Consider the following 24,504-nt stretch of genomic DNA (forward strand, 5'->3'; position numbering starts at 1 on the left):
GCTAGTCCAGCACCAGGACGACCCAAGCGATCAGCAGGCAGATCGCGGTCACCATCAGAAACGCATAGTGATAGAGGAGCCCGGTCTGTAGGCGACGCGCGACTCCCGCGCCCCAGCGCACGGTTCGCGCCAATCCGTTCACCAGCAGTCCGTCAATGAAGCGCGCATCCGCCTGCTCCGCAGCGCCCCGCGCCATTCCCTGGGTGCCCGGTATGACCGCCCGCTTCAGCACCCAATCGAAGCCGTAGCCCTGCTCCAGAATGCGCGCAGGAACCCGCAGGAAAGCGCTGGCACGCGCCCGCCACTCCGGCCGCCATTGGTACATGGCCCAGGCGCCCGCACCTCCCAGCAGAGCCAGCAGGAAAACCGGCGAAGTCAAGCCGTGCACGAAGAACTCCAGGGTTCCCCCGCTCAGGTTGGCGTCCCCTGGCCCACCGCTCGGCAAATTGATGATCGAGCCACCGAAATAATCCCCGAGCACTACGGGTGAGAACGTAAACCAGCCGATCAGCAGTGACGGAACGGCGAGAAACACCAGCGGAACCAGAATCCACGGGCCAACTTTCTCCAGCGCAGCGTGGCCCTCCTGCGGGGACCGTGGTTGACCGTGGAACGCCACGAGCAATAGCCGAGCCGTGTAGAACGCGGTTGCCGCCACTCCCAGCAGCAGACACCAACTGGCGTAAACACCTACCGGCCCGCCGGCACGGCTCACCGCGACAATCAGCGCATCCTTGGAGAAGAAGCCGGCAGTGCCGGGAATGCCGGCCAGCGCCAGTCCGCCGATCAAGGCCGTGGCATAAGTTACCGGCATGCTGCGCATCAGACCGCCCATGCGTCGGATGTCCTGCTGGTGATGCAGCGCCACGATCACCGCTCCGGCGGCAAGAAACAGCAGAGCCTTGAAGAATGCGTGAGTGAACAAGTGATAGATGGCTACCGAATAAGCCGAGACGCCGAGCCCGGCCATCATGTAGCCCAATTGCGAAAGCGTGGACCAGGCGACGATGCGCTTGATGTCGTTCTGCACGATAGCCACCAGGCCCGAGGCGAGCGCAGTGGTGGCGCCCACCGCCAGTATCAGGGACAGTGCCAGCGCGCTGTGCTCGAACAAGGGCGACATGCGCGCCACCATGAACACGCCTGCTGTCACCATGGTAGCGGCATGGATCAGGGCGGATATCGGCGTGGGGCCTTCCATGGAATCGGGCAGCCAGATATGCAGCGGCATCTGCGCCGATTTGCCCATGGCGCCCACGAACAGCAGCCCGCAGCCCAGATTGAGTGCCGGCCAGCTTACGCCCGGCCACACCGTAATTTCCTTGGCGGCCAGGGATTCGGCGCCGGCGAAAGCTTGTGCGTAATCCAGAGTGCCGGCGGTGGCCGCGATCAGCCCAATGCCCAGCAGCAGACCCAAATCGCCGATGCGATTGACCAGAAAGGCCTTGAGGCTGGCGAAATTCGCTGCCGGGCGCTTGAACCAGAAACCGATCAGCAGGTAGGACGCCAGACCGACCGCTTCCCAGCCCACGAACAACTGCACGAAGTTGTCGGCCATCACCAGCAGCAGCATGGCCGCGGTGAAGAACGCGATGCAGGCGAAGAACCGCGCGTAGCCCGGGTCGTCGCGCATGTAGCGCACGGTATAGACATGCACGGCCAGGGAGACCCAGGTGACCACGCACATCATCAGCGCGGACAGGCGGTCGATCAGCAGTCCGAAACGCAGATCCAGACCGCCGATGCTGAGCCAGTCGAACAGCGGGATGGTTACGGGCTGCGCGCCGATCTGGTCCACCAGCGCCCAGGTCGATAACGCCGCCGAAATGCCTACCGCTACGATGGGCAACCCGGCTGCCAACACGCGGGGCAACACCCGGTAACCCAGCGCCACCAGCAGGGCCGCGCATAGCGGGGCGAGCAGGATTGCCTCGTATCTCATCCCTTGAGCAACTGGAAGTCGTCCACGTTGACGCTGATCCGGTTGCGAAACAGCACGACCAGAATCGCCAGGCCGATCGCAGCCTCGGCCGCGGCCACGGTAAGGATGAAGAAAACGAACACTTGGCCGGCCAGATCGCCCAGATACCAGGCGAAGGCCACGAAGTTGAAATTGACCGCCAGCAACAGCAGCTCCACACACATCAGGATCAGAATGACGCTGCGTCGATTGATGAAGATTCCGCACACCGCTATGGCGAACAGCACCGCGCTCAGGGTCAGGAGGTGTGGGAGGCCGATCATTGCTCGCGCTCGGCTTTCATTTTCACCAGCCGGACGCGGTCCTGCGCCCGCACCGCAATCTGTTCGGACACCTGCTGCACGCGCAACCCTCGGCGGCGGCGCAGCGTCAGCGTAATCGCGCCCACGATAGCCAGCAGCAGGATGTAACCGGCGATTTCGAAGGCATAGAGATGCTCGGTGTAGAGGAGCGTCCCGAGAGCTTTCGTGTTCTCTTCCGAGAAATACGGGGTTTCGGGCGAAGCCAGCAACTCCGTCCCGGAACTGCGCAACCACCACACCGAAGAAAGCTGCCCCACGAGCAGCAAGCCCACCAGCACCCCGAACGGCGCGTAACGCGTCAGTCCTTCGCGCATCCGCTCAACGTTGACGTCGAGCATCATCACCACGAACAACAGCAGCACCATCACCGCGCCCACATAGACGAGAACCAGCGCCACGGCCAGGAACTCCGCATGCAGCAACAGCCATATCGCCGCGGAGATCACGAAACACAGCACCAGGAAGAGTACGGAATGCACTGGATTGCGGGCCAGGATGACGCCCAGCGCGGCCGCGATCAGCATGCCCGACCAGCCGGCAAACAGAATAAAGGGGAAGAGGTCGGCTACCGCCTGCATGGGACGTGACCTACCGGTAGGAAGAATCCGCTTCGCGATCGCCGGCGATCTGGTCCTCGTAGAGGTCGCCGATTTCCAACAGCCGTTCCTTGGTCAGAATATTTTCCCCACGCTGCTCCATGTGGTACTCGTGAACCCGGGTCTCCACGATGGCGTCCACCGGGCAGGCTTCCTCACAGAAACCGCAATAGACGCACTTGAACAAGTCGATGTCATAGCGACTGGCGCGGCGCGTGCCGTCCTCGCGCACTTCCGATTCGATGGTTATTGCCAGCGCGGGACACACCGCCTCGCAGAGTTTGCAGGCGATGCAGCGCTCCTCGCCGTTGGCATAGCGCCGTAGGGCATGCAGCCCCCTGAATCGTGGCGACTGCGGCGCCTTCTCCGCCGGATAGTTGAGAGTGATCTTGGGCCGGAAGAAATTGCGCAGCGTCACGCGCAGGCCTTTCAGCAGTTCGACAAGCAGGAAAGTGCGCAGCGCCGCTATGGCGCGTCCGCCGATTCGCGGGCGATTCCGGGGCGCGTTGTCGCGGGATTGATTCATGCAAACGGACCGATCTTCAGCACGGAAAACACCGCTTCCACTCCGATCCAGACCAGCGTTACCGGGATGAATACCTTCCAGCCCAGGCGCATGATCTGGTCGTAGCGGTAGCGCGGAAAAGTGGCTCGCAGCCAAAGGAACACAAACATGAACAGAAACGTCTTGGCCGCTAACCAGAAGAGGCCGGGCGCCGCCAGCAGTCCGATCACCGGCCAGTCCTGATTGATCAGCCCGGAAAACGGCGACTCCCAGCCGCCCAGGAAAAGCACCGCCGTCAAGGTGGCGATAAGGATCATGTTGGCGTATTCCGCCAGAAAGAACATGGCGAACGCCGCGCCGCCATATTCCACGTGAAATCCCGCCACGATCTCGGATTCGCCCTCGGCCACATCGAAAGGTGCGCGATTGGTCTCCGCCACGCCCGAAATGAAATAGACCAGGAACAACGGCGCCAGCGGCCAGATGAACCAGTTGCTCATGCCACCGGACTGGCGGGCCACGATCTCGCCCAGGTTGAGGCTCCCGGATGCCATCAGCACACCCACCAGGGCGAATCCCATGGCGATTTCGTAGGCCACCATCTGGGCGGCGGAGCGCATCGCCCCGAGCAGGGCGTACTTGGAATTGCTGGCCCAGCCGGCAAGAATGATTCCATAGATGCCGAGCGACGTCATCGAAAGCAGGTAGAGCAGGCCGGCGTCCAGATCGGCAATCGCAAAGCCCGGAAACACCGGAACCACGGCCCAGGCCGCCAATGCCGGAACCAACGACAGGATCGGCGCGGTCAGAAACAGCCAGCGGTTGGCTTGCCCCGGGATCACGATTTCCTTCACCAGCAGCTTGAGCACATCGGCAAAAGGCTGAAGCAGCCCACGGAAACCGACGCGATTGGGACCTTTGCGCAACTGCATGAAACCGATCACCTTGCGTTCCAGCCAGGTGGCGTAGGCCACGCACAGAATCACGACCACCGTCAGCGCCAGAATCGCCAGCAGGCTGGCCAGCGCCTCGATAAACTCGTCAGGCAGAAAATCGAGCCAGTCGTTCAGGATGCGCGTCATTGACGGAGCTCAGGCAGCGCGGCGGGTAGCTGCCGCTTCCTGCAGGGGAAGCGAACGGCGCACCAGGCCATCGGCAGCGTAGCTGGGCACCTCCAGGTCGGAGAAGTCATCATCGCCGCCGGCCCGGGCAACGCCCGCGAGGCCGCCACTGGGCAAAGCCGCTTTGTCCGCCCCGGCTTCCGCCTCGGAGCGCAGCTCGGCGAGCACCGCGTCGGCAGTTGCATAAGAAAGACCCTTCAGCGAAAGTTGCTCCGCCAAAACGCGCAGAACCTTCCAGGCGGGCTGTGCTTGACCCGGTGGAGGCGCGGCGGCGGCGAAGCTCTGCCAGTCGAGCTGCCCGTTCACGAAGGTGCCAGGCGTTTCCAGGTACGCGGCCGTGGGCAAGATGACCTGTGCGTGGCGCAGCAGCCAGGGCGAAGTCCAGGGGTTCAGGGCCAGCACGAACTCCGCCTCGGCCAAACGGCCGACAGCTTCGCCGGTGCAATCGAACTCCGGCTCTACGCCCACCAGGATCAGGCCACGCGGAGACCCTTGGCTCATCGGCTCGGCATCCTTGCCGGCTGCGGGTGCTGCACCATTCACGCTGGAGCCGAACGGCAAGGCGCCGGCCAGGGCCAGACCGGCGGCATTGCCACCGTCGGTAACGAAGCCCGTTACGGCGCCCGCGGATAGCGCCGCGTTCGCCACAGCCTCAAGCAATTCCGAACGGTTGGGATGGCGCAGGGCGAGCCCGCCGAACCAGACGGCGCAATGCTCGCCGCGCAACGTGCCGGCGGCACGCTTGGCCAACAGGGACGCCCAATCCTGGGGAGGCGCCACAATCGCGTTTTCGATCGGATGCAGGTATTCCCTTTCCTTCAGGTCGAGATAACTGATCCGGGCGCCGGAAAGCGCCGCCTTGCGTACGCGATGCGCCAGAATCGGCGCCTCGCCGCGCAGATCGCAACCCACCATGAGCAGGGAATCCAGGGATTCCAGATCGGCGAAGCGCATGCCCAGCCAGGGCACCGCAGGCTCGCCCTGCGCGACGCGAAAATCGCGTTGCCGCAGCCGATGGTCGATGTTGGAAGAGCCCAGGCCGTGCATCAGCTTCTTGAGTAAAAAGCCCTCTTCGCATGTAGCGGTGGGCGAAATCAGCGCACTCAGCGACTCGCCGCTATGCTCTTCCGCTTGCCGAGCAAGCCCGGCGGCAGCGGCCTCCAGCGCCTCTTCCCAGCTGGTTTCGACCAGCTGCCCATCGCGTCGGACAAGCGGTTTCTCAAGCCGGTCATCCCCATACAAGCCTTCGCAACTGAAGCGGTCGCGGTCCGAAATCCAGGTTTCGTTCACCGCTTCGTTGTCGCGCGGCACGATCCGCCGCACGCGGCCCCGCAAGACGTGCGCGTAAAGCGCCGATCCCACGCAATCGTGAGGCGCCACCGACGGGTGGGCGGTCATTTCCCAGGCACGGGCGGTAAACCGGTAGGGTTTGTTGTTGAGCGCACCAACAGGACAGACGTCGATAACGTTGCCCGACAGTTCGTGCTTGAGCGAGCGCTCTACCCAGGTGGTGATTTCCATGTGCTCGCTGCGGCCGGTAGCGCCGAGCTCCTGAACACCGGCAATCTCCTCGCCGAAGCGAATGCAGCGTGTGCAGTGAATGCAGCGCGTCATGTCGGTGGAAACCAGCGGTCCGAGATCAGGATCCGGAACGGCGCGCTTGCCTTCCGAAAACCGCGATATATCGCGGCCGAAACCCATGGCCAGGTCCTGCAGCTCGCACTCGCCGCCCTGATCGCAGACCGGGCAATCGAGGGGATGATTGATCAGCAGAAATTCCATGGTCGAGCGCTGCGCGGCGATGGCGCGCCGTGAATGGGTCTGCACGGCCATACCTTCCGCAACCGGAGTGGCGCAGGCCGGCAAGGGTTTGGGCGCGCCGTCCACATCTACCAGGCACATGCGGCAGTTGGCCGCCACGCTCAGCTTGGGGTGATAGCAAAAGCGCGGCACGTAGATACCGGCCCGGTCGGTAGCCGCAATCAGCATTTCGCCGGCAGTGCCTTCGAGTTCCCGGCCGTTTACCGTAAAGCGGACGTTCTTGTCAGGCATAGGCCGCCTCGCGCTGTTCAGCCGGGGCACTGATCGTGGCCTCGAATTCGGGACGGAAATGCTTGAGGAAGCTCTGCACCGGCCAGGCCGCGGCGTCGCCCAGTGCACAGATCGTGTTGCCCTCTATGTTGTTCGCTACACTCAGCAGCAGGTCGAGGTCCGAAACCTGGGCGCGGCCCTGCAGCATGCGCGTCAGCATGCGGTAGAGCCAGCCCGTGCCTTCGCGGCATGGCGTGCATTGCCCGCAGGACTCCGCGTAGTAGAAGCGCGCGATGCGCCGCAGCACACTCACCATGCAGGTCTGGTCGTCCATGACGATAACGGCCCCGGTGCCCAGCGCCGAGCCCGCCGCGCTCAGCGAATCGTAGTCCATGGTGCAGCCGCGAATGACTTCCGCCGGCAACACCGGAACCGAAGAACCGCCCGGAATCACGGCCTTGAGCTGCCGGCCCTTCCACACGCCGCCGGCATGATCGAGCAAGTCATTGAAGGACACGCCCAGCGGCGCCTCGTAGTTGCCGGGACGTTCCACATGGCCCGACACAGAATAGATCATGGTGCCGGCAGAGTTGTCCGGACCCAGCGCCTTGAACCACTCCGCGCCGTTTTCCAGGATGGCCGGCACACACGCCAGCGTTTGCGTGTTGTTGACCGTGGTGGGGCGGCCGAACAGCCCGCTCTGGGCCGGGAACGGCGGCTTGAAACGAGGCTTGCCCGGCTTGCCTTCGAGGGATTCCAGCAAGCCGGTTTCCTCGCCGCAGATATAAGCGCCCGCCCCCACGAAGGGATGCAGCTCGAAGTCCACGCCTGCCTTGCCCAGCCCGCGGCCCAGCAGGCCGGCGGCCTTGGCCTCCTTGAGGGCAGCGAGGAAGCGGGGAACCGGTTCGCCGAGAAACTCTCCGCGAATGTAGTTGTAGCCCACGGTGGCGCCCATGGCATAGGCGGCAAGCGCCATGCCTTCGATCAGCACATGCGGGTTATAACGAAGGATGTCGCGGTCATGGCAGGTGCCCGGTTCACTCTCGTCGGAATTGCAGACCAGGTAGCTGGGTTGCTCGCAGTCTCTGGGCATGAAACTCCACTTCAAGCCCGTGGGGAAGCCGGCGCCGCCCCTGCCCCGCAGCCCCGAGGCCTTGACCGTTTCGATTATCTGCTCGGGTTGCAGTTCGCCCGCCAGCACCTGTTTCCACGCGCGGTAACCGCCGCGTTCGCGATACGACTCCAGCAGCCACGGCCGCTCGGCTTCGGGCGGCGGCAGGCAGACGTGCACCAGCGGGACGCTCATTGCTGCAATTCCTCAATGATGCGGTCGGCTTCTTCGGGACTGACGTGTTCGTAGTAGCGGTGATCCACCATCATCATCGGCGCGCCGGTGCAGGCCGCCAGGCATTCCTCTTCCTTCTTGAGATAGATGCGTCCGTCGGCGGTGCTCTCGCCCACGCTTATGCCCAGGCGCCGTTCCAGACTCGCCAGCAGTTCCTCGCCGCCCCGCAGCCAGCAGGAAATGTTGGTACACACGGAAACGCAGTGTCGGCCAACCGGGCGCACCTCGAACATCGAGTAAAAGGTGGCCACCTCATAGACTTGAATCGCCGGCAATTCGAGCTCTTCCGCAACCGCGTCCAGCAAGGGAACCGACAACCAGCCGTTGTTTTGCTCCTGCGCCAGGCGCAGAGCATCCAGCACCGCCGAGCGCTGGCGGCCCGGCGGAAAGCGGCCGACCGTTTCCCGAATGGCCGCGCGGGCGTCGCCGGAAAGCGTGGTTTCCTTGCTCATATTCGCTTAACGGTCTATCTCGCCGAACACGATGTCCATGGTGCCGATGGTGGCGACCACGTCGGCAAGCATATGACCGCGCACCATTTCGTTCATGGCCGCCAGGTGCGCGAAACCCGGAGCGCGTATCTTCACGCGGAACGGCTTGTTCGCGCCATCCGAAACGAGATACACGCCGAACTCGCCCTTCGGATGCTCAATTGCCGCGTAGGCTTCGCCCTCGGGCACGCAATATCCCTCCGTGAAGAGTTTGAAGTGATGGATCAGCGACTCCATCTTTTCCTTCATCTCGGTGCGCTTGGGTGCAGCCAGCTTGTAGTCGTCGAGCATCACCGGGCCCGGGTTGGAGCGCAGCCATTCCACGCACTGGCGAATGATCCGGTTGGACTGACGCATTTCCTCCATGCGCACCAGGTAGCGGTCGTAGCAGTCGCCGTTCACACCTACCGGTATATCGAAGTCCATGTCCGCATACGCCGCATAAGGCTGCTTTTTTCGCAGATCCCACTCCACGCCCGAACCGCGCAGCATGGCGCCCGTGAATCCCAGGTTGATGGCTCTGTCGGGCGGCACCACCGCGATGCCCACGGTGCGCTGCTTCCAGATGCGGTTGTCGGTCAGCAAGGTCTCGTATTCGTCCACCTGCGCCGGGAAGCGGGTGGTGAAATGCTCGATAAAGTCGAGCAGCGAACCGTCTCGGCCTTCGTCCATGGCCGCTTCCCGCCGGCTCTCGCGGTCCGGGCGCGCGAGATGGGTGGGCATCACATCGGGCAGATCCCGATAAACGCCACCCGGCCGGTAGTAGGTGGCATGCATGCGGGTCCCGGAAACCGCTTCGTAGCAGTCCATAAGGTTTTCGCGCTCGCGAAAACAGTAGAGGAATATCGTCATCGCGCCCACATCCAGACCGTGACAGCCCAGCCACAGCAAGTGGTTCAGAATGCGGGTGATTTCATCGAACATTACCCGGATGTAAAGGGCCCGAATCGGTGGCTCTATGCCGAGCAGTTTCTCGATGGCCAACACGTAGCCGTGCTCGTTGGCCATCATGGACACGTAGTCGAGTCGGTCCATGTAGCCGATGCTCTGGTTGTAGGGCTTCGATTCGGCCAGTTTTTCGGTGGCCCGGTGCAGCAGGCCCACATGCGGATCGGCGCGCATCACCACCTCGCCATCCATCTCCAGGACCAGCCGCAATACGCCGTGCGCGGCCGGATGCTGCGGCCCGAAGTTCATGGTGTAGCTTTGGAACTCAGCCATTTTCGGGTGTCTCCAGGCCGTCCTCGGCGGCGGCGTCACCGGCCCGCAGCTCGGGGCGGTAACGGTGATCGTCGCGGATCACGCGCGGCACCAGCGTGCGCGGTTCGATGCTCACGGGTTCATAGACCACACGGCGCTTGTTCTCGTCGTAACGCACTTCCACTTTGCCGCTCAAGGGGAAATCCTTACGGAAGGGATGACCGATAAATCCGTAATCGGTAAGTATGCGCCGCAGGTCGCCGTGGCCCTCGAACACGATGCCGAACAAGTCGAACGCTTCGCGCTCAAACCAGTCGGCGGCCTGCCAGACTTCGGTAACCGACGGCAGCAGCGGAGGATTTTCGCCCTCCGCAAACACCCTCAGGCGCAGGCGCAGGTTGTGCCGCAGCGACAACAGGTGGTAGATCGCCGCAAACCGCGCCGGGGCTTGCAGTTCCAGTCCGGCGTCACCAGTGGAGCCGCCGGCAAAAGCGCCTTCGGACTCGGCTTCAGGCTCCACCGCGCGGCTGAAACCCGTCTCCGTGGCCTGCTCGGTTCGCCACTGCGCTTGCCCATAGCCCAGGTAATCGATTCCGCAGACATCGACCAGCGCCGCGAACGCGAACGCTTCCTCATCGCGCAGTGCATTGGCCGTAGCGACCAGTTCCGGCGCGTCCAGATCAAAGCTTAGTTCCCCGCAGGACGAATCGCGTTGGCGCAGCACGCCGTTAAAACGCGCGAGCAAGGCCCGGGCCATGGACTCAAGGCGCGGCGGCATCGTGTGTGTCGCTCAGGAGACCGGCTTGGAGCGCATCAGCGCCTTGCCGTGGCGAATCTTGTTGCGCAATTGGAGAATGCCGTAAAACAGCGCCTCCGCCGTGGGCGGGCACCCGGGCACATAGACGTCAACCGGCACAATGCGGTCGCAGCCGCGAACCACCGAGTAGGCATAGTGGTAGTAGCCGCCGCCGTTGGCGCAAGAGCCCATGGAAATCACCCAGCGCGGCTCCGGCATCTGGTCATAGACGCGGCGCAGTGCCGGGGCCATCTTGTTGCAGAGCGTTCCGGCCACGATCATTACGTCGGATTGCCTGGGGCTGGGCCGAAACATCACGCCGAACCGGTCCAGGTCGTAACGCGCCGCACCGGCGTGCATCATCTCCACCGCGCAACAGGCCAAGCCGAAGGTCATCGGCCACATCGAGCCGGTGCGCGCCCAGTTGACCAGCTTGTCGAGCGAAGTCACCACGAAGCCCTGTTCGCGAGCCTCGGTAAGGGTGTTCTCAAGCCCCTCCAGGCGGGGTCCTGGGGGGTTAACTAATCCCATTCCAGCGCTCCCTTGCGCCACTCATAGACAAACCCGACCACGAGCACCAGCAGAAAAATCCCCATGGCGACAAGTCCCTGAAGGCCTATGGCGTCGAGGGCAACCGCCCACGGAAACAGGAATGCGATTTCCAAGTCGAAGATGATGAACAATATCGCGACCAGGTAGTAGCGCACATCGAATCGCATACGCGAATCCTCGAAAGCGTCGAAGCCGCACTCGTAGGGGGTGAGCTTGCGATCGTCCTTGTGCCGGCGGCCGAGCATCAGCCCAAGCGCCAGCAACGCCAGGGCGATGGCCAAAGCCACGCAGAGGAATAGCAAAACGGGAAGGTAACTGGCCGGCATTGCGTTTACAGGCCCTAATTCCCGGCGGCGCCGCTCCTTGGCCTGCCCGGCATGGGCTGGGTGTGCCGATGGCCGGACTCGAACCGGCACGGCTTGCGCCACTGCCCCCTCAAGACAGCGTGTCTACCATTTCCACCACATCGGCAAGGCAAGATATTCGGCTTCATGCGGTCAGGGCCTGGCCTACTCCGCCTGGTCGTCCGGCGACAATTGCGGCAGTTCCTCGTCCGCCGACTCCAGCGGCGCGGCTTCTTCGGCAGGCGCGCTTGGAGGCAAGGCGTCGAGGATGCTCTGTTCCGGCTGCGGCCGACCGATTCCGGTAAGGATCAGGCTGGTCGCAAAAAACAAGGTAGCCAGGACCGCGGTGACGCGGGACAGGAAATTCGCGGAGCCGCGGGCGCCGAACACGGTGCCTGAGGCTCCCGCGCCGAAAGCCGCGCCCGTTTCCGCGCCCTTGCCGCGCTGGAGCAGCACAAACACGATGATGAGGCCGGCCACCACCACATGCGCCGCCAGGAACAATTGCTGCAACAGAACCGCTACCCCACTACTTCAGTCGTGATAATCCGCCAAAAATCCTGCAATTCCAAAGAGGCGCCGCCCACTAAACCGCCATCGACATCCGGCTGCGCGAACAATGACGCCGCGTTGCCGCCTTTCACACTGCCGCCGTAAAGAATACGCAGGCCGTTGGCAATTTTAGCATCCGCGCGCGCGATTGCGTCACGCAAAATCGAGTGAACTTCCTGAGCCTGTTCAGGCGTGGCGGTATGGCCGGTGCCTATAGCCCAGACGGGCTCATAAGCCAGCACCGCGTTCTCGAATCCCGCCACCCCGCAACGCTCCACAACCGCCCCAAGTTGCCGCAGAACCACATCCTCGGTGGCGCCCGCCTCGCGCTCTTGCAGCGTTTCCCCGACGCACAGCACCGGAATCAGCGCCGTGGCGGCGGCCCGGGCGAACTTTGCCGCCACTTTCGCATCGGTCTCGCCCGCCGAGGCCCTGCGCTCCGAATGCCCCACCAGCACATGACTGCAGCCGCAATCGGCAAGCATGGAGGCGGAAACCTCTCCGGTGTGCGCGCCATCCGGATGCTCGGAAACATCCTGCGCGCCCAATTGCACGGCAATGCTTCCCTGCCGGCTGTGTTCCGCCAGCACCCGCTTGGTCATGGAAAGGTACGGATAAGGCGGGAAAACGATCACTTCCGGCATGGGCGAAGCCACTTCTACAGGCGGTTCGGCCAGACCAGCAACCAATTCGCCGAGCACCGCGCCCGTGCCATGCATCTTCCAATTGCCCGCCACAATGCGGCGGCGGCCGACCGGCGTCATGGCCCGGCGGGACCGAACACTAGGCCGAAGCGTCCGCAGCGCCGAGCGCGCGCGCCACGCCGGCCGCAGCCTGCTCGACCACGGAGCGGTCGGGGCCCTCGGCAGTGATGCGCACTACCGGTTCCGTGCCCGAAGGGCGCACCACGATGCGACCCTCCTCGCCCAACAGTACGCGCGCCTTGCGCACTGCCTGATCCACCGAAGGACGTTCGAGAGCGCCGGGGCCGTTGGACGGGATACTGAGGCTGGTCTGCTCCGTGTGCGGCATATGCGCAGCCAACTCTGCCAGCGAACATTCATTGCGGCGCATCACGGCCAGAACCTCCAGGGCCACCACCATGCCATCCCCGGTGGTGGACTTGTCGAGGCACAGAATATGCCCGGAGCTTTCTCCGCCCAGCACCCCGCCTAGTTCGCGAAGCATGGTCACGACCTGGCGATCTCCCACGCGCGCGCGGCGAAAGGCAATGCCTTCCGCCTTGAGGGCGCGCTCCAGCGCCAGGCTGCTGATTTCGGTGCCGACTACCGGGCCATGCAGACGGCCGGCGGCCTTGCGCGCCCTGGCGAGAATCAGTAGCAGTGCATCGCCGTTGAGCGTTTTTCCTTCGCTGTCCACCATGATCACGCGGTCGCCGTCGCCGTCCAGCGCGATGCCGACATCGGCTTCCACCGCTGTGACTGTGCGGCGCAGCAAGTCGGGCTGCGTAGCGCCGCAGCGATCGTTGATGTTGCGGCCGTTGGGAGAACAGCCCAGTGCCACGAGTTCCGCGCCTAGCGCAGTGAGGGTGGCCGGAGCCACCCGATAGGAAGCCCCATGCGCACAATCAATAACGATCTTCAGCCCTTCCAGCGACATGCCATCGGGCGCGGTTTGCAGACAGTGCCGCTCGTACCGCTCTCTTGCGTCATCGACCCGGCGCACCTGGCCCAGCGCCGTGGAATCCAGGGTTTCCGCGGGAGCGTCGATGTGGCTTTCGATGCGCGCCTCATCCTCGACCGCCAGCTTGAACCCGTCGCGCTTGAAAAACTTTATCCCGTTGTCGAAATAGGCATTGTGAGAAGCACTGATGACGACCCCGAGGTCGGCCTTGAGTTCTCTGGCGAGCAGGGCGACGCCGGGGCTGGGCAGCGGCCCGGACAGCCGAACATCGACTCCCGCGGATACGAATCCCGCTTCCAGCGCCGATTCGAACATGTATCCCGACACGCGCGTATCCTTGCCGATCACAGCGACGCCACCGTCCGGCAGCAAGGCGCGCGCAGCGGCGCCCGCCAGCCGCAGCGCGAACTCGGCTGTCATCGGGTATTGACCTACGGTGCCACGCACCCCGTCAGTGCCGAAGAATCTCATGGCGGGTTAGCTGCCGGCGTCAGGGATCAGTTGCGGAAATACTCGTCCCAACGCTCGTCCACCAGCGCGAATGCGTCCGCGGCGCGCTCTTCCATGACGGTGCGGTTGTCCTCGGCGAACACATTGGGTCCGCCTTCCGCCGGCAGTTGCCGTGTGGCGTCGATCAGTATCTTGCTGGAGAGCGCGTTGCGGTGCGTGCTGGGATCGATCATGAAGGAAAACGTCTGCCGCACCGTAAGGCTGGCCGGCCACGGTTGCCAGCGCGTGCAGACAGCATGCATAACCCGGGTCAGATCGGTGGGGTCCACGTCCTGGTCCAGAATGATGATCATCTTTTTGCTGAAACCGATCATCCGGTAGCCCATGATCAACAGGCCGGCTTCGATGCCCTCGCCCGGCATCCGCTTGTTGATGCAGGCGATCACCATGGCCGGAATGTCAGGCGGCATGTGCAGCTTCACAAGATTCGGCATGATCCGCTTGAGGCGGGCGAAGTGCCCCACTTGCCAGGGCCAGGTCAGATAGGCCCCGCCGATACCCGGCCAAATGTTGTAAACCCATGGGTTCTTCCGGTGGGTGATGGCCTTGACCGTCATGAAGTGATTGGGAGCCGGCTCGCCGATATAACCCAGCATCTCGCCGTACGGGCCCTCCATCTCCTTGTCGGTGCTGATCTCTCCCTCAATGACGATCTCGGCCTGCGCCGGCGCCATGAGTTCATTGGTTTCGGCCTTCACGAGTTCCACCGGCTTGCCCCGGAAGCCTCCCGACAGCTCGAACTCGTCGTCGCCCAGCTCGCCCACACGGGTGCTGCTCATCATCCAGGTAATCGGGTCCAGCCCGGTCGCCACCACGCACGGCACGCTTTTCTTGCCCTGGGCGATGGCCTTGCGCATCATCATGGCGCCGTGATTCTGCCCGGTAAAGCAGATGCCCAGCTTCTGCGGCCCCTTCACCTGCAAGCGGTAAGTGCCCACGTTGCGGCCGATATCGGGGTCTTCCATGATGACCGAGCCGGTGCTGATGAAGCGCCCGCCGTCGGCCGGGTTGTTCATGATCCACGGGAATCGGTCCAGATCGGCGTCCTCGCCGAACAGCTTGACCTGCTTGCAGGGCGCGGCGGACTCGCCGACTTCCACCGGCGCCAGCTTGTCGAAGAGGTAGTGCTCGTTCATGTGCTTGAGCAGCTCACGTTCCACCACCTGGTTCATCTCGCTCTCGTCATCGCCAAGCTCTTCCACGCCCAGACACATGGCGACGCTCTTGAAGCTGTTGAGCACGTTGCAGATAACCGGCGTTTCGTACCAGCGACCGTTCATCTTCGTGCGTTCCACGAGGAAGGCCGGTGCGGCGGTGCGCATGCGATCTTCGAGGCGGTACGAAAACGCCGTCATCTCGTAGCGGTCCTGGTCCATCTCCGGAATGCGCAGCAGCTTGCCCTGCTGCTCCATGGCGTCGGCATATTCGCGCAACGAATCGATTACCTTCATGATGGGCTCCTGGGTCTAGGGTGGTGTCTTGCCCGCGTAACCGCGCGGAACCGTGTCGCGAGGTTTGTTGCGAGGCGCATCCCGCCGACAGGCCCTAATAGCGGTAGCGTTCGGGTTTGAACGGGCCCGCCTGCGCAATGCCGAGGTAGTCGGCCTGCTCCGCGCTCAGGCGGGTAAGCGATGCGCCCAATTTGGGCAAGTGCAGGCGGGCTACCTTCTCGTCCAGCCTGCGCGGCAGGGTATAGACGCGGTTTTCGTAATCTCGGCCGGCAAGCAGTTCGATCTGCGCCAGCACCTGGTTGGTGAAGCTGGCCGACATCACGAAACTGGGGTGGCCGGTTGCGCAACTGAGGTTCACGAGCCGGCCCCGGGCAAGCAGAATCAGTCGCTTGCCGTCCGGGAAGATGACGTGATCCACCTGCGGCTTGATCTCCTCGAAGCGACAGCCTTTGCTCTCCAGCGAAGCCACATCGATCTCCACGTCGAAATGGCCGATGTTGCAGAGGATCGCCTCGTGTTTCATGCGCGCCATGTGGCCGAAAGTGATCACGCCCTTGTTGCCGGTAGCGGTCACGAATATGTCCGCTTGCGCGCAGGCCTGTTCCATGGTCACGACCGGATATCCTTCCATGGCCGCCTGCAGCGCACATATCGGGTCGATTTCGGTGATCCAGACTCGTGCCCCCAGGCCCCTGAGCGACTGCGCGCTTCCCTTGCCGACATCGCCAAAACCGCAAACAACGGCGATTTTGCCGGCCACCATGACGTCGGTGGCGCGCTTGATGCCGTCCACCAGCGATTCCCGGCAACCATAGAGATTGTCAAACTTGGACTTGGTGACCGAATCGTTGACGTTCATAGCGGGGCAGCGCAACGTGCCCGCTTCCTGCATCTGGTAGAGCCGGTGCACCCCGGTGGTGGTTTCTTCGCTAAGCCCAAGCATCTGTTCAGCCAGCTCCGGATGCTCCTCATGCACGATCCGGGTCAGGTCGCCGCCGTCGTCGAGCAGCAGATTGGGCGTCCAGCCGCCCGGGCCGGTCAGCGTGCGCACAATGCAGCGCAGGTATTCCTCTTCGGTTTCGCCCTTCCAGGCAAACACCGGCACGTTGCGGCGCGCCATGGCGGCGGCTGCGTGGTCCTGCGTCGATAGCCGATTGCACGACGACCAGCGCACTTCCGCACCCAATTCAATCAGCGTCTCAATCAGCACGGCGGTCTGCACCGTCATGTGCAGGCAGCCGGCTATGCGCGCACCACTCAAGGGGCGGCTGTCGCCATACTCCTCGCGCAGCGCCATCAGGCCCGGCATCTCGCTGCGCGCGATCGAGATCTCGCGCTCGCCGAAGTCGGCCAGCGAAAGATCCGCCACCTGGTGATCGTCGTGGAGTTGGGCGACTGCAGATCGAGGCATCACGCCACCCTCACGCTCGGCGCATCATCGGCGAGTTCCGCAGCGCGGTCCGTGGCTTCCCAACTGAAGTCACTGTCTTCGCGGCCGAAATGGCCGAATGCCGCCGCCGGCCGGTAGATGGGGCGGCGCAACTGCAGCGTACGAATAATGCCTTCCACGGAAAGGTCGAAGTGGGCATGCACAATGGCCCGCAGGCGCTCGTCGCTGACGCCGCCGGTGCCGAAGGTCTCGATATCCACGGCCACCGGTTCCGGCCTCCCGATAGCATAGGAAACCTGCACTTCGCAGCGCTCGGCAAGGCCGGCGGCAACAATGTTCTTCGCGACGTGGCGAACCGCGTAGGCTGCGGAACGGTCCACCTTGGAAGGATCCTTGCCCGAAAACGCGCCGCCGCCATGGCGAGCCATGCCGCCGTAGGTATCGACAATGATCTTGCGCCCGGTCAGGCCGCAATCGGCCTGCGGCCCGCCTTCCACGAAGCGGCCGGCCGGGTTGACCAGGTAGTTGATCGGTCCGCGCAGCCATTCCGCGCCCAGCACCGGCTTGATCAACTGCTCAATGATCGCTTCGCGGAAATCCGGCGGACATTCGCCGCGCGGAGATTCTTCTGGCCACACATCCGGAGCGTGTTGCGTGGACAAAACCACGTCACAAACCGCCACCGGCCGATAATCGTCGTAGCGCACCGTAACCTGCGCCTTGCCGTCCGGCCGCAGCCAGGCCAATTCCCCCGATTCGCGTAACTCCGCGTGCCGCCGCATCAGGCGGTGGGCGAGGTCAATGGGCGCCGGCATCAGCGTCGGCGTGTCCTTGCAGGCGAAGCCGAACATCATTCCCTGATCGCCGGCCCCGAGCGGCTTGCCCTCGCCCGCGTTAACCCCCCTGCGAATGTCCGGCGACTGCTTGCCGATCGCGTTGAGCACGCCGCAAGTAGCCCCGTCGAAGCCCAGTTCCGAACTGTTGTAGCCGATCCCGGTCACCAGCTTGCGCACCAGCGTTTCCAGATCGACCCAGGAGTGGGTGGTGATCTCCCCGGCCACCAGCACAAAACCGGTCTTGACCAGTACCTCGGCAGCCACGCGCGCGTCTTCATCCTGGGCGAGAATGGCGTCGAGGACGGCGTCGGAAATCTGGTCCGCCATCTTGTCGGGATGGCCGTTGGAAACGGATTCGGACGTAAAAAAGGAGGTCTTTGACATGCGGCCGGCGCCCACTGGCTAGCGGGGCATTATACGCACCAGCCGCCGCCCACCGCTTTTCTAAAGCGGGGTCACCGCGCATCTGACCATGACTGTTTCTGCACCATAGCGGGTTTCCCAGTAGGCTCTGGATTCTTACCGAAGCGCCTCTGGACTTATGGCTTTTTCTATTTGTCCGCAACGCTCATCTCGATAACCTCAGGATACCTGCTGCAACTCGACAGCGCGGCTATAGGCAACGCGGCGGGGAACCCCTGCCAGGGCGGCGCCCAGGCGCGCTGCCTGGCGCGTGGGCAGTTCCTCAAGTAGCGCTTCGAGGATCGAATCCAGCGCGCCCTCGTTCCCCGCCGGCTTGTCGGCGCCGGCCACCACCAGCGTGAACTCTCCTTTGGCCGTGATCGCTCCCGATGCGGCCTGTCGGCACAGGTCGTCGAGCGTTTCGCCGTACACGCTCTCGTGCAGTTTGGTCAGTTCGCGCACAAGTACTGCCTTGCGGTCGCCGCCGAGCGCGTCGCGCAGGTCATCCAGAGCCGCTTCCAGTCGATGCACGGCCTCATAGAAAACCAGGGTTTCGGGCGCCGCTTTCAGTTGCTTCAGGCGCCCCCGCCGGGCTGCCTTCCGTGCCGGCAGGAACCCCTCAAAACGGAACCGGTCGGCAGGAAAGCCGGCGATGGACAAAGCCGCAACGGCGGCGCAGGGACCCGGAAGCGGCGTCACGCGAATACCCGCGCGCCGGGCCTCGGCGACCAGCCGCATACCCGGGTCGCTGATTCCAGGGGTTCCGGCGTCAGACAACAGCACCAAGTTCTCTCCCTGCCTTACCGCATTCAGCAGTCCCGCTATGCGCGAGCGCTCATTGTGCGCATGCAGAGAAATCACGCTGGCGCGAGCGCCGACGCTGTGCAGCAGGATCCCGGCACGGCGCGTATCTTCCGCTGCAACCCGTGACGCCTCACGCAGAGCGGACTTAAGCCGCGTGCTAACATCTCCCAAGTTGCCAATTGGAGTGGCGGCGACAATCAAGGCCCCCGCTCCTGCCGGCGCCCGGCTTTCCGCCTTCTTCTGAAACTCCATATGCTCACCTCCTGGCCCGGACCGAGGCGCGCCAAACGACAACGCACTGAGTCTGCGCCCGCCTTCGGCGCGGGCAATATGCGGGCCAGCGCCTGCATCGCCGCGCTCGCAATTCTGGCGGTAGTCGCTCTCGCGAACTGCACCCCCGGCGAGCGCGTGGCGGTCTCCGCCAAAGAGCTCGCCGCCCTGCGCACGGAGGCGCAGGCGTTTGCCAATGCCGGAGACCACGGCGCCGCACGTCAAGTTTACCTTTCGATGGCGCGCCGGGCAGCGAACGCGGACCGCAACCGCTACCGCATCCTCGCCGCTCGCGAAGCCGGGCGAGACGGCAGCCACCGGCGGGCGTTGGACGAATTACGACGAATTGAACCCGCGCCCCCCTGGTTGGGCCTCTGGTCCCTCGCCACAGCCGAGAGCGAGCAGGTTCTGGACGGTCCGCAGGCAGCCTACAACCGGCTCAGCAACGTCGATCCCGGAGACTTTCCGAACCTTGCAGCCGAGCTCATAGGCACCCGCTCCGAGCTGCTTTTCGCCATGCAACGGCCATCCGACGCGCTGGATGAGCTGACCCGCCTGGATGCTGGCGTTGCGCCCGAAGGCGACGCCCGCCTGAGCCTTGTCTGGTCGCTTCTGCGCGAGTTTCGGGCGGAATTGTCGCCGGTTGGCGTCACCGGCCCGGCACTGGGCTGGGTAGAGCTTGCGCTGCTCGCCGAGCGGCTTGCCGAAGATCCGGTGGACGCGGGCGCAGAACTCAAGGCTTGGCGAGAGAAATTCCCCGGCCACCCGGCATCCGCACTGCTGGCCGGAACGATCATTCCGGAAGTTTGCGGCAATTCCCGGGCGCCGGCGCGGCTGGCCTTGCTATTGCCGGGCTCGCAATCGTACGCGACGGCCCGGCGGTCATTGCGGGAAGGATTTCTGGCCGCGCGTTTTGCCTTGATGACATCCTGCCCCAGCCCCGATATCGCGTTCTACGATGTTGTGGACAGCGCCGATGCCGCGGCCCAATGGAGTCTAGCCGCAGCCGAAGGCGCGCAGTTCATCGTGGGGCCGCTGCTGCCGGCATCGGTGCGTAACACCGCCGAGGTTGCCGGTGGCGTGCCAAGCTTGGCTTTGAACACATTGCGGGGGCGACCGCCGCCGGAAGCATTCGAAGAATTCGCGCTGGCTCCCGAGCACGAAGCGCGCCAGGTGGCGCGTCAGGCACTGCGCCGCGGCCTGCGCCGCGCGCTGGTTCTTTATCCGCGAACCCGTTGGGGGCAACGCATCTATCGCAGTTTCCTCGACGAATACCAGGCCGGTGGCGGCCGCTTGGCCGGACGCGAGCAGTACAGCCTTACCGCCGTGGACTACTCCGACCAGATCGGCCGCCTGCTGAAGGTCAGCGCCAGCAACCGCCGCGCCAGTGAACTGCGGGCGAAGCTAGGCAGAAACCTGGGCTTTCAGCCGCGCCGGCGCCAGGACGCGGACCTGATTTTCGTGATTGCCCGCGCGCCGCAGGGACAGCTTCTGATTCCGCAATTGCGCTACAACTATTCCGGCGACCTGCCGATTTTTGCGATCCAGAGCATTTATGACCGCAATCATCCGGACAACCGCGACCTTAATGGAGTGGAAATGCCTGCCCTGCCGGTCCTGGCCGAGCAGCATGTGCAGGTGGCGCATGGGCAATTGAGCGCCGAGACACTTTCGTTGATGGACTTCAATCTGTCGCTTTTCGCCATGGGCTACGACAGTTTCAAGCTGGCGCTTTCGCTGTACGACGGGTCCGAAGCGCTGGCAAGCGGCATCCGCGGGCTCACGGGAACCATTTATCGCGCGTCGGGCGGGAGCCTGGACAGGGAATTGACATGGACGCAAATCGTGGACGGATCGCCGGCCGCCGTTCCGGCGATGCCTTAACCCGCTGCAGAAAGCTTGCAGCCGCATCCGCCGGGCAGAAGGCCGAGAGCGACGCAAGGCGCTATCTGACGGCCCGCGGCCTTGAGTTTCTGGCCGCCAACTATCGCTGCCGCTATGGCGAACTGGACCTCGTGATGCGCGACGGCGCCTGCCTGGTGTTTGTCGAAGTGCGCGCCCGCCGCAGCGCCAGCGCCGGCGCCCCGGAGGCTTCGCTCAGCGCCCGAAAATGGCGCTGCCTGACCCGCGCGGCTAGATGCTTCATTAGCGACCATCCGAAGTTCGGCGGTATGATGCTGCGCTTTGATGTGGTGGGCATACTCACCCACGGGCCGCACGCCGGCATTCGCTGGATACGCAATGCGCTGCAGTTTGATGGACGCTGAACGAGTCAAATCCGAATTTTCCGAAAGCCTGGAGACCGGCCGGCGGGCGTCACGCGCCCTGGCGGGGCCGATCGCGGAGGCGGCGCGGCTGATTATCGATAGCCTTGAGGCGGGAGGAAAGGTGCTCAGTTGCGGTAATGGCGGGTCGGCAGCCGACGCTCAGCACTTTGCCTCCGAGTTGCTGAATCGCTTCGAAACCGAACGCGCCAGCCTTGCAGCTATCGCGCTGACCACCGATGCATCAACGCTTACTTCAATCGCCAACGACAGGGACTACCGCGAAGTGTTTTCGCGGCAGATCAGCGGTCTGGGAAGGCCGGGCGATATTCTGCTGGCAATCAGCACCTCGGGCGCATCACCCAATGTCGCAGCGGCCGTCGAAGCCGCGCACCATGCCGGGATGCGGGTTGTTGCGCTTACCGGGCGCGACGGCGGAGCAGTATCAAAGGCGCTGGCCGAAAACGACGTGGAACTGCGGGTTCCGCATGATCGCACGGCGCGTATTCAGGAGATGCACCTGCTCACGATCCACTGCCTCTGCAGTCTGATCGACGACGCACTCACTTGACCAGCCGCAAGCTCGGCTTGCCGGTCCGGCGGGGACGCGGCGATGGATCTCCGACAGGCTGTTCGAACGAGGCTCCGAGCTGATCGGTCAGCACGACGCCCTGGCCGGTTTCGCGCGAATAGATGCATAACACCGCATCCATCGGCGCCGACACGAATTGCGCCACGCCGCCGAAGCGCGCTTCGAAGCTCAGATTGTCATTGCCGATCTGCAGGTTGCGGGTGGCCTGATAGCTGATGTTCAGAACCAGACGCCCGTCCTTTACCCGGTCTTGCGGGGCCTGAACGTCGTCGCGGCCGGCCTGCACAACCACCTGCGGGGTATCGCCGCGGGCCGTGATCCATTCGTGCACGGCGCGCAACAGATAAGGGCGCAGTGGCAGTTCTTCCGGCGTCATCGGATTTGAGCCGCCGGCTTCGCTTCATGCCGCCGGGCGCATGTCGCGCTCCAGCTCGGAAAGCCCTTCCGTGAACGAAGGACGGGAAAAAACGCGCCGCATATAGCCGTACAGGGCCTCGGCGCGTGGCCCGGGGTCAATGCCGTAGCTGTGCAAACGCCACAGGAGCGGGGCCAGAGTGCAATCCACCACGGAAAACTCGTCGCCCAGAAAAAAGCGGCTCGATTCCACCGCTTCCGACAACTCCACCGTGGCTTCGCGCAATTGCCGCCTTTCGCTCTCTCCGGCCCCGCCATCGAGCTTTTCCGCGAGTTGGTAGAGGTCGTTCTCGATACGGTACATGGCCAGCCGGAAGTGAGCCCGGCGTTTGGGGTCCACGGGCATCAGCGGCGGTTGCGGAAAACGCTCGTCCAGATAATTGATGATTATCCGCGAGTTATAGACCGCCAATTCGCGGTCAACCAGCGTTGGGAGCGTGTTGTAGGGGTTCAGAAGCTGTATGTCGGGGGGCAAACTGCCATCTCGCACCTGCACGATCCGCACGCCGATATTCTTCTCTGCTACAACTATTCGAACCCGGTGACTGTCTAAATTGGTTGGACTGGAATACAGGATCATGGCGCGGATTATACGCGCCGGATTTCGGCCCCCAGAGCGCTGAATTTCTCCTCAATTCGCTCATATCCGCGATCCATGTGATAGACGCGGTCGATTACCGTCTCGCCCTCCGCAACCAGCGCCGCCAACACCAGACTGGCGGACGCACGCAAGTCCGTAGCCATTACCGGCGCCGCCTGCAGGCGCCGCACCCCGCGTATCAGCACTTCGCGTCCCAGCGGCTCGATGTCGGCGCCCATCCGCTTGAGCTCGGCAACGTGCATGAAGCGCTGCTCGAAAACGCTTTCACGCACCAGCGCGTGACCGCTGGCGATCGCGTTGAGCGCCGTGAATTGCGCCTGCATGTCGGTTGGGAATCCGGGCCAGGGCGCGGTGACCACGTTGACCGAATTTGGCCGGCGTCCGCCCATGTCGAGTTCCACGAACCCCTCGCCGCGGCGAATCTTGGCGCCCGTGTTGCGCAGCGCCGCCACGACCTCGCCAAGCGCCAGCTCGCCGCCGGAGCGGGCCACTACCCGCCCGCCCGTCATCGCGCCTGCCACCAGGTAGGTGCCCGCTTCTATCCGGTCCGGCAGTATTTCGCGCTCCGCTCCATGCAATTGCCTGACCCCGCGAATCGTTATCTTCGAACCTCCCGCGCCGGAAATTCGAGCGCCCATAGCGTTGAGGCAATCCGCGAGGTCGCGCACCTCGGGCTCCCGCGCGGCATTCTCGATGACCGTGTCGCCAGCGGCCAGAACCGCAGCCATCATGATGTTTTCCGTGCCCGTAACCGTAGGCAGCGGCAAGTCGATGCGCGCGCCGCAGAGACCATTGCCGCGCGCGGAGATGTATCCGCCGCGGATTTCTACCTCGGCACCCATGCTGCGCAAGGCTTCGACATGGATGTCAACGGGCCGCGCGCCAATCGCGCAACCTCCGGGCAGGGATACGTCGGCGCGCCCGAAGCGTCCGAGCAACGGACCCAGAACCAGAATGGATGCGCGCATGGTGCGCACCAATTCGTAAGGCGCGGCGAAGGACTGCGGATCGGCCAGGGAAACCGCGATTTCTCCCGGCGCGCTGCCGCTTACGCGGGCGCCCAGTATTTCCAGCAGGCCAAGCATGGTGCGCACATCGCGCAAATCGGGCAGGTTGCGCAGCCGCAGCGGCTCGGCGCTCAGCAGCGAAGCCGCCAGTATCGGCAGGGCGGCATTCTTGGCCCCCGAAATAGCTACCTCGCCGTCCAGCGGCCGACCGCCGGAAACGATGAATTTATCCACGCGGCGCCTGTTCGCCAGCCTCACGCAACCGAACCCATTCCGCGGGCGTATGGGCGCGGATCGAGAGCGCGTGAATCTCCCTGCCCATGCGTTCTCCCAGCGCCTCGTAAACCAGACGATGGCGGCCCAGTTGGGCAAGGCCTTCGAAGGAAGCGCTGACCACCCTGGCTTCGAAGTGCGTGTTATCCTCGCTTTCGACAACCACTTCGCAGCCGGGCAGGTGCGCCGAAATCAGTGCGGAAATCTCCCCCGGCGTCATCGCCGGAATT

At 63.9% G+C, this 24,504-nt stretch carries 26 protein-coding genes and 1 tRNA gene; 3 read left to right on the forward strand and 24 right to left on the reverse strand.

What is annotated here, in order from left to right; all coding sequences use genetic code 11:
• Position 1: 1 nt before the first annotated feature.
• The 20 genes from nuoL to rsmI form a co-directional block, all read right to left on the reverse strand.
• Positions 2-1,942 carry an NADH-quinone oxidoreductase subunit L gene (gene nuoL / locus ACWCOO_RS08675; protein WP_446830591.1) on the reverse strand — a complete coding sequence of 647 codons (1,941 nt, stop codon included), beginning with the start codon at positions 1,940-1,942 and terminating at the stop codon, positions 2-4.
• The gene (gene nuoK / locus ACWCOO_RS08680) at positions 1,939-2,244 is read right to left on the reverse strand and encodes an NADH-quinone oxidoreductase subunit NuoK (RefSeq protein ID WP_446830592.1); all 306 of its coding nucleotides are present in this window, start codon (positions 2,242-2,244) and stop codon (positions 1,939-1,941) included. The genes nuoL and nuoK overlap by 4 nt, the downstream gene beginning before the upstream one ends.
• The gene (locus ACWCOO_RS08685; protein WP_446830593.1) at positions 2,241-2,861 is read right to left on the reverse strand and encodes an NADH-quinone oxidoreductase subunit J; all 621 of its coding nucleotides are present in this window, start codon (positions 2,859-2,861) and stop codon (positions 2,241-2,243) included. The genes nuoK and ACWCOO_RS08685 overlap by 4 nt, the downstream gene beginning before the upstream one ends.
• Positions 2,862-2,871: 10 nt before the next feature.
• Entirely contained in the window at positions 2,872-3,405 is a 534-nt protein-coding gene (gene nuoI, locus ACWCOO_RS08690) for an NADH-quinone oxidoreductase subunit NuoI (RefSeq protein ID WP_446830594.1), read from the reverse strand.
• A complete protein-coding gene (gene nuoH / locus ACWCOO_RS08695; RefSeq protein WP_446830595.1) occupies positions 3,402-4,466 on the reverse strand; it encodes an NADH-quinone oxidoreductase subunit NuoH in 1,065 nt (354 codons plus the stop codon). Before nuoH ends, nuoI begins: the two co-directional genes overlap by 4 nt.
• A gap of 9 nt (positions 4,467-4,475) precedes the next feature.
• Positions 4,476-6,557 (reverse strand): NADH-quinone oxidoreductase subunit NuoG, encoded by a 2,082-nt coding sequence (gene nuoG / locus ACWCOO_RS08700; RefSeq protein WP_446830596.1) that lies wholly within the window; start codon positions 6,555-6,557, stop codon positions 4,476-4,478.
• Positions 6,550-7,842 (reverse strand): NADH-quinone oxidoreductase subunit NuoF, encoded by a 1,293-nt coding sequence (gene nuoF, locus ACWCOO_RS08705; protein ID WP_446830597.1) that lies wholly within the window; start codon positions 7,840-7,842, stop codon positions 6,550-6,552. Before nuoF ends, nuoG begins: the two co-directional genes overlap by 8 nt.
• Positions 7,839-8,333: an NADH-quinone oxidoreductase subunit NuoE family protein gene (locus ACWCOO_RS08710; RefSeq protein WP_446830598.1), complete on the reverse strand. Its 495-nt coding sequence runs from the start codon at positions 8,331-8,333 to the stop codon at positions 7,839-7,841. The genes nuoF and ACWCOO_RS08710 overlap by 4 nt, the downstream gene beginning before the upstream one ends.
• A gap of 6 nt (positions 8,334-8,339) precedes the next feature.
• A complete protein-coding gene (locus ACWCOO_RS08715; RefSeq protein WP_446830599.1) occupies positions 8,340-9,593 on the reverse strand; it encodes an NADH-quinone oxidoreductase subunit D in 1,254 nt (417 codons plus the stop codon).
• A complete protein-coding gene (locus tag ACWCOO_RS08720; protein ID WP_446830600.1) occupies positions 9,586-10,350 on the reverse strand; it encodes an NADH-quinone oxidoreductase subunit C in 765 nt (254 codons plus the stop codon). The genes ACWCOO_RS08715 and ACWCOO_RS08720 overlap by 8 nt, the downstream gene beginning before the upstream one ends.
• Before the next feature lie 12 nt (positions 10,351-10,362).
• Entirely contained in the window at positions 10,363-10,920 is a 558-nt protein-coding gene (locus ACWCOO_RS08725) for a NuoB/complex I 20 kDa subunit family protein (RefSeq protein ID WP_446830601.1), read from the reverse strand.
• On the reverse strand, positions 10,890-11,246 hold the full coding sequence (ndhC, locus tag ACWCOO_RS08730) for an NADH-quinone oxidoreductase subunit A (protein WP_446830602.1): 357 nt from the start codon (positions 11,244-11,246) through the stop codon (positions 10,890-10,892). Before ndhC ends, ACWCOO_RS08725 begins: the two co-directional genes overlap by 31 nt.
• A 63-nt stretch (positions 11,247-11,309) precedes the next feature.
• Positions 11,310-11,391, reverse strand: a tRNA-Leu gene (locus tag ACWCOO_RS08735).
• Positions 11,392-11,429: 38 nt separating this feature from the next.
• A complete protein-coding gene (gene secG, locus ACWCOO_RS08740) occupies positions 11,430-11,777 on the reverse strand; it encodes a preprotein translocase subunit SecG (RefSeq protein WP_446830603.1) in 348 nt (115 codons plus the stop codon).
• A gap of 8 nt (positions 11,778-11,785) precedes the next feature.
• Positions 11,786-12,580: a triose-phosphate isomerase gene (gene tpiA, locus ACWCOO_RS08745; RefSeq protein ID WP_446830604.1), complete on the reverse strand. Its 795-nt coding sequence runs from the start codon at positions 12,578-12,580 to the stop codon at positions 11,786-11,788.
• A 19-nt stretch (positions 12,581-12,599) separates the two neighbouring features.
• Complete coding sequence (glmM, locus tag ACWCOO_RS08750; RefSeq protein WP_446830605.1) at positions 12,600-13,931, reverse strand: phosphoglucosamine mutase; 1,332 nt, start codon at positions 13,929-13,931, stop codon at positions 12,600-12,602.
• Between the two features lie 26 nt (positions 13,932-13,957).
• Positions 13,958-15,421: a UbiD family decarboxylase gene (locus ACWCOO_RS08755; RefSeq protein ID WP_446830606.1), complete on the reverse strand. Its 1,464-nt coding sequence runs from the start codon at positions 15,419-15,421 to the stop codon at positions 13,958-13,960.
• Between the two features lie 94 nt (positions 15,422-15,515).
• Positions 15,516-16,832, reverse strand: a complete 1,317-nt coding sequence (ahcY, locus tag ACWCOO_RS08760) for an adenosylhomocysteinase (RefSeq protein ID WP_446830607.1) — start codon at positions 16,830-16,832, stop codon at positions 15,516-15,518.
• A complete protein-coding gene (gene metK / locus ACWCOO_RS08765; RefSeq protein ID WP_446830608.1) occupies positions 16,832-18,031 on the reverse strand; it encodes a methionine adenosyltransferase in 1,200 nt (399 codons plus the stop codon). The genes ahcY and metK overlap by 1 nt, the downstream gene beginning before the upstream one ends.
• A gap of 198 nt (positions 18,032-18,229) precedes the next feature.
• The gene (gene rsmI / locus ACWCOO_RS08770) at positions 18,230-19,105 is read right to left on the reverse strand and encodes a 16S rRNA (cytidine(1402)-2'-O)-methyltransferase (RefSeq protein ID WP_446830609.1); all 876 of its coding nucleotides are present in this window, start codon (positions 19,103-19,105) and stop codon (positions 18,230-18,232) included.
• A 78-nt stretch (positions 19,106-19,183) separates the two neighbouring features.
• Between rsmI and ACWCOO_RS08775 the strand changes: the two genes are divergently transcribed.
• From ACWCOO_RS08775 to ACWCOO_RS08785, 3 genes are read left to right on the forward strand one after another with little or no spacing between them, the layout of a single operon-like run.
• Positions 19,184-21,007 carry a penicillin-binding protein activator gene (locus tag ACWCOO_RS08775; protein ID WP_446830610.1) on the forward strand — a complete coding sequence of 608 codons (1,824 nt, stop codon included), beginning with the start codon at positions 19,184-19,186 and terminating at the stop codon, positions 21,005-21,007.
• Complete coding sequence (locus ACWCOO_RS08780; protein WP_446830611.1) at positions 20,956-21,390, forward strand: YraN family protein; 435 nt, start codon at positions 20,956-20,958, stop codon at positions 21,388-21,390. The genes ACWCOO_RS08775 and ACWCOO_RS08780 overlap by 52 nt, the downstream gene beginning before the upstream one ends.
• Entirely contained in the window at positions 21,380-21,958 is a 579-nt protein-coding gene (locus tag ACWCOO_RS08785; protein ID WP_446830612.1) for a phosphoheptose isomerase, read from the forward strand. The genes ACWCOO_RS08780 and ACWCOO_RS08785 overlap by 11 nt, the downstream gene beginning before the upstream one ends.
• Here ACWCOO_RS08785 and ACWCOO_RS08790 read toward each other — a convergent pair.
• The 4 genes from ACWCOO_RS08790 to ACWCOO_RS08805 are packed head-to-tail and all read right to left on the reverse strand — an operon-like array spanning position 21,951 to position 24,494.
• Positions 21,951-22,355, reverse strand: coding sequence for a stringent starvation protein B (locus ACWCOO_RS08790; RefSeq protein ID WP_446830613.1), 405 nt, complete (start codon positions 22,353-22,355; stop codon positions 21,951-21,953). The two genes, ACWCOO_RS08785 and ACWCOO_RS08790, sit on opposite strands and share 8 nt — an antisense overlap.
• Positions 22,356-22,379: 24 nt before the next feature.
• Complete coding sequence (locus tag ACWCOO_RS08795) at positions 22,380-22,973, reverse strand: glutathione S-transferase N-terminal domain-containing protein (protein WP_446830614.1); 594 nt, start codon at positions 22,971-22,973, stop codon at positions 22,380-22,382.
• A gap of 8 nt (positions 22,974-22,981) precedes the next feature.
• Entirely contained in the window at positions 22,982-24,235 is a 1,254-nt protein-coding gene (gene murA / locus ACWCOO_RS08800) for a UDP-N-acetylglucosamine 1-carboxyvinyltransferase (RefSeq protein ID WP_446830615.1), read from the reverse strand.
• Positions 24,228-24,494 (reverse strand): BolA family protein, encoded by a 267-nt coding sequence (locus tag ACWCOO_RS08805; protein ID WP_446830616.1) that lies wholly within the window; start codon positions 24,492-24,494, stop codon positions 24,228-24,230. The genes murA and ACWCOO_RS08805 overlap by 8 nt, the downstream gene beginning before the upstream one ends.
• Between the last annotated feature and the right edge of the window lie 10 nt (positions 24,495-24,504).

This window comes from Candidatus Foliamicus sp. (assembly GCF_965221325.1).
Taxonomy (GTDB): Bacteria; Pseudomonadota; Gammaproteobacteria; order Steroidobacterales; family Foliamicaceae; genus Foliamicus.

What these genes read in the sequence shown, in the direction of transcription:
- glmM (WP_446830605.1), bottom strand. Translation starts at nt 13,931, where the DNA reads ATGAGATTCTTCGGCACTGACGGGGTGCGTGGCACCGTAGGTCAATAC.
- ACWCOO_RS08710 (WP_446830598.1), bottom strand. Translation starts at nt 8,333, where the DNA reads ATGAGCAAGGAAACCACGCTTTCCGGCGACGCCCGCGCGGCCATTCGG.
- metK (WP_446830608.1), bottom strand. Translation starts at nt 18,031, where the DNA reads ATGTCAAAGACCTCCTTTTTTACGTCCGAATCCGTTTCCAACGGCCAT.
- ACWCOO_RS08715 (WP_446830599.1), bottom strand. Translation starts at nt 9,593, where the DNA reads ATGGCTGAGTTCCAAAGCTACACCATGAACTTCGGGCCGCAGCATCCG.
- ACWCOO_RS08720 (WP_446830600.1), bottom strand. Translation starts at nt 10,350, where the DNA reads ATGCCGCCGCGCCTTGAGTCCATGGCCCGGGCCTTGCTCGCGCGTTTT.
- ACWCOO_RS08805 (WP_446830616.1), bottom strand. Translation starts at nt 24,494, where the DNA reads ATGACGCCGGGGGAGATTTCCGCACTGATTTCGGCGCACCTGCCCGGC.
- nuoK (WP_446830592.1), bottom strand. Translation starts at nt 2,244, where the DNA reads ATGATCGGCCTCCCACACCTCCTGACCCTGAGCGCGGTGCTGTTCGCC.
- nuoG (WP_446830596.1), bottom strand. Translation starts at nt 6,557, where the DNA reads ATGCCTGACAAGAACGTCCGCTTTACGGTAAACGGCCGGGAACTCGAA.
- tpiA (WP_446830604.1), bottom strand. Translation starts at nt 12,580, where the DNA reads ATGACGCCGGTCGGCCGCCGCCGCATTGTGGCGGGCAATTGGAAGATG.
- ACWCOO_RS08790 (WP_446830613.1), bottom strand. Translation starts at nt 22,355, where the DNA reads ATGACGCCGGAAGAACTGCCACTGCGCCCTTATCTGTTGCGCGCCGTG.
- ACWCOO_RS08780 (WP_446830611.1), top strand. Translation starts at nt 20,956, where the DNA reads ATGGACGCAAATCGTGGACGGATCGCCGGCCGCCGTTCCGGCGATGCC.
- ndhC (WP_446830602.1), bottom strand. Translation starts at nt 11,246, where the DNA reads ATGCCGGCCAGTTACCTTCCCGTTTTGCTATTCCTCTGCGTGGCTTTG.
- ACWCOO_RS08685 (WP_446830593.1), bottom strand. Translation starts at nt 2,861, where the DNA reads ATGCAGGCGGTAGCCGACCTCTTCCCCTTTATTCTGTTTGCCGGCTGG.
- rsmI (WP_446830609.1), bottom strand. Translation starts at nt 19,105, where the DNA reads ATGGAGTTTCAGAAGAAGGCGGAAAGCCGGGCGCCGGCAGGAGCGGGG.
- ACWCOO_RS08775 (WP_446830610.1), top strand. Translation starts at nt 19,184, where the DNA reads ATGCGGGCCAGCGCCTGCATCGCCGCGCTCGCAATTCTGGCGGTAGTC.
- ACWCOO_RS08785 (WP_446830612.1), top strand. Translation starts at nt 21,380, where the DNA reads ATGGACGCTGAACGAGTCAAATCCGAATTTTCCGAAAGCCTGGAGACC.
- nuoL (WP_446830591.1), bottom strand. Translation starts at nt 1,942, where the DNA reads ATGAGATACGAGGCAATCCTGCTCGCCCCGCTATGCGCGGCCCTGCTG.
- ACWCOO_RS08755 (WP_446830606.1), bottom strand. Translation starts at nt 15,421, where the DNA reads ATGAAGGTAATCGATTCGTTGCGCGAATATGCCGACGCCATGGAGCAG.
- nuoF (WP_446830597.1), bottom strand. Translation starts at nt 7,842, where the DNA reads ATGAGCGTCCCGCTGGTGCACGTCTGCCTGCCGCCGCCCGAAGCCGAG.
- ACWCOO_RS08795 (WP_446830614.1), bottom strand. Translation starts at nt 22,973, where the DNA reads ATGATCCTGTATTCCAGTCCAACCAATTTAGACAGTCACCGGGTTCGA.
- ahcY (WP_446830607.1), bottom strand. Translation starts at nt 16,832, where the DNA reads ATGCCTCGATCTGCAGTCGCCCAACTCCACGACGATCACCAGGTGGCG.
- nuoI (WP_446830594.1), bottom strand. Translation starts at nt 3,405, where the DNA reads ATGAATCAATCCCGCGACAACGCGCCCCGGAATCGCCCGCGAATCGGC.
- nuoH (WP_446830595.1), bottom strand. Translation starts at nt 4,466, where the DNA reads ATGACGCGCATCCTGAACGACTGGCTCGATTTTCTGCCTGACGAGTTT.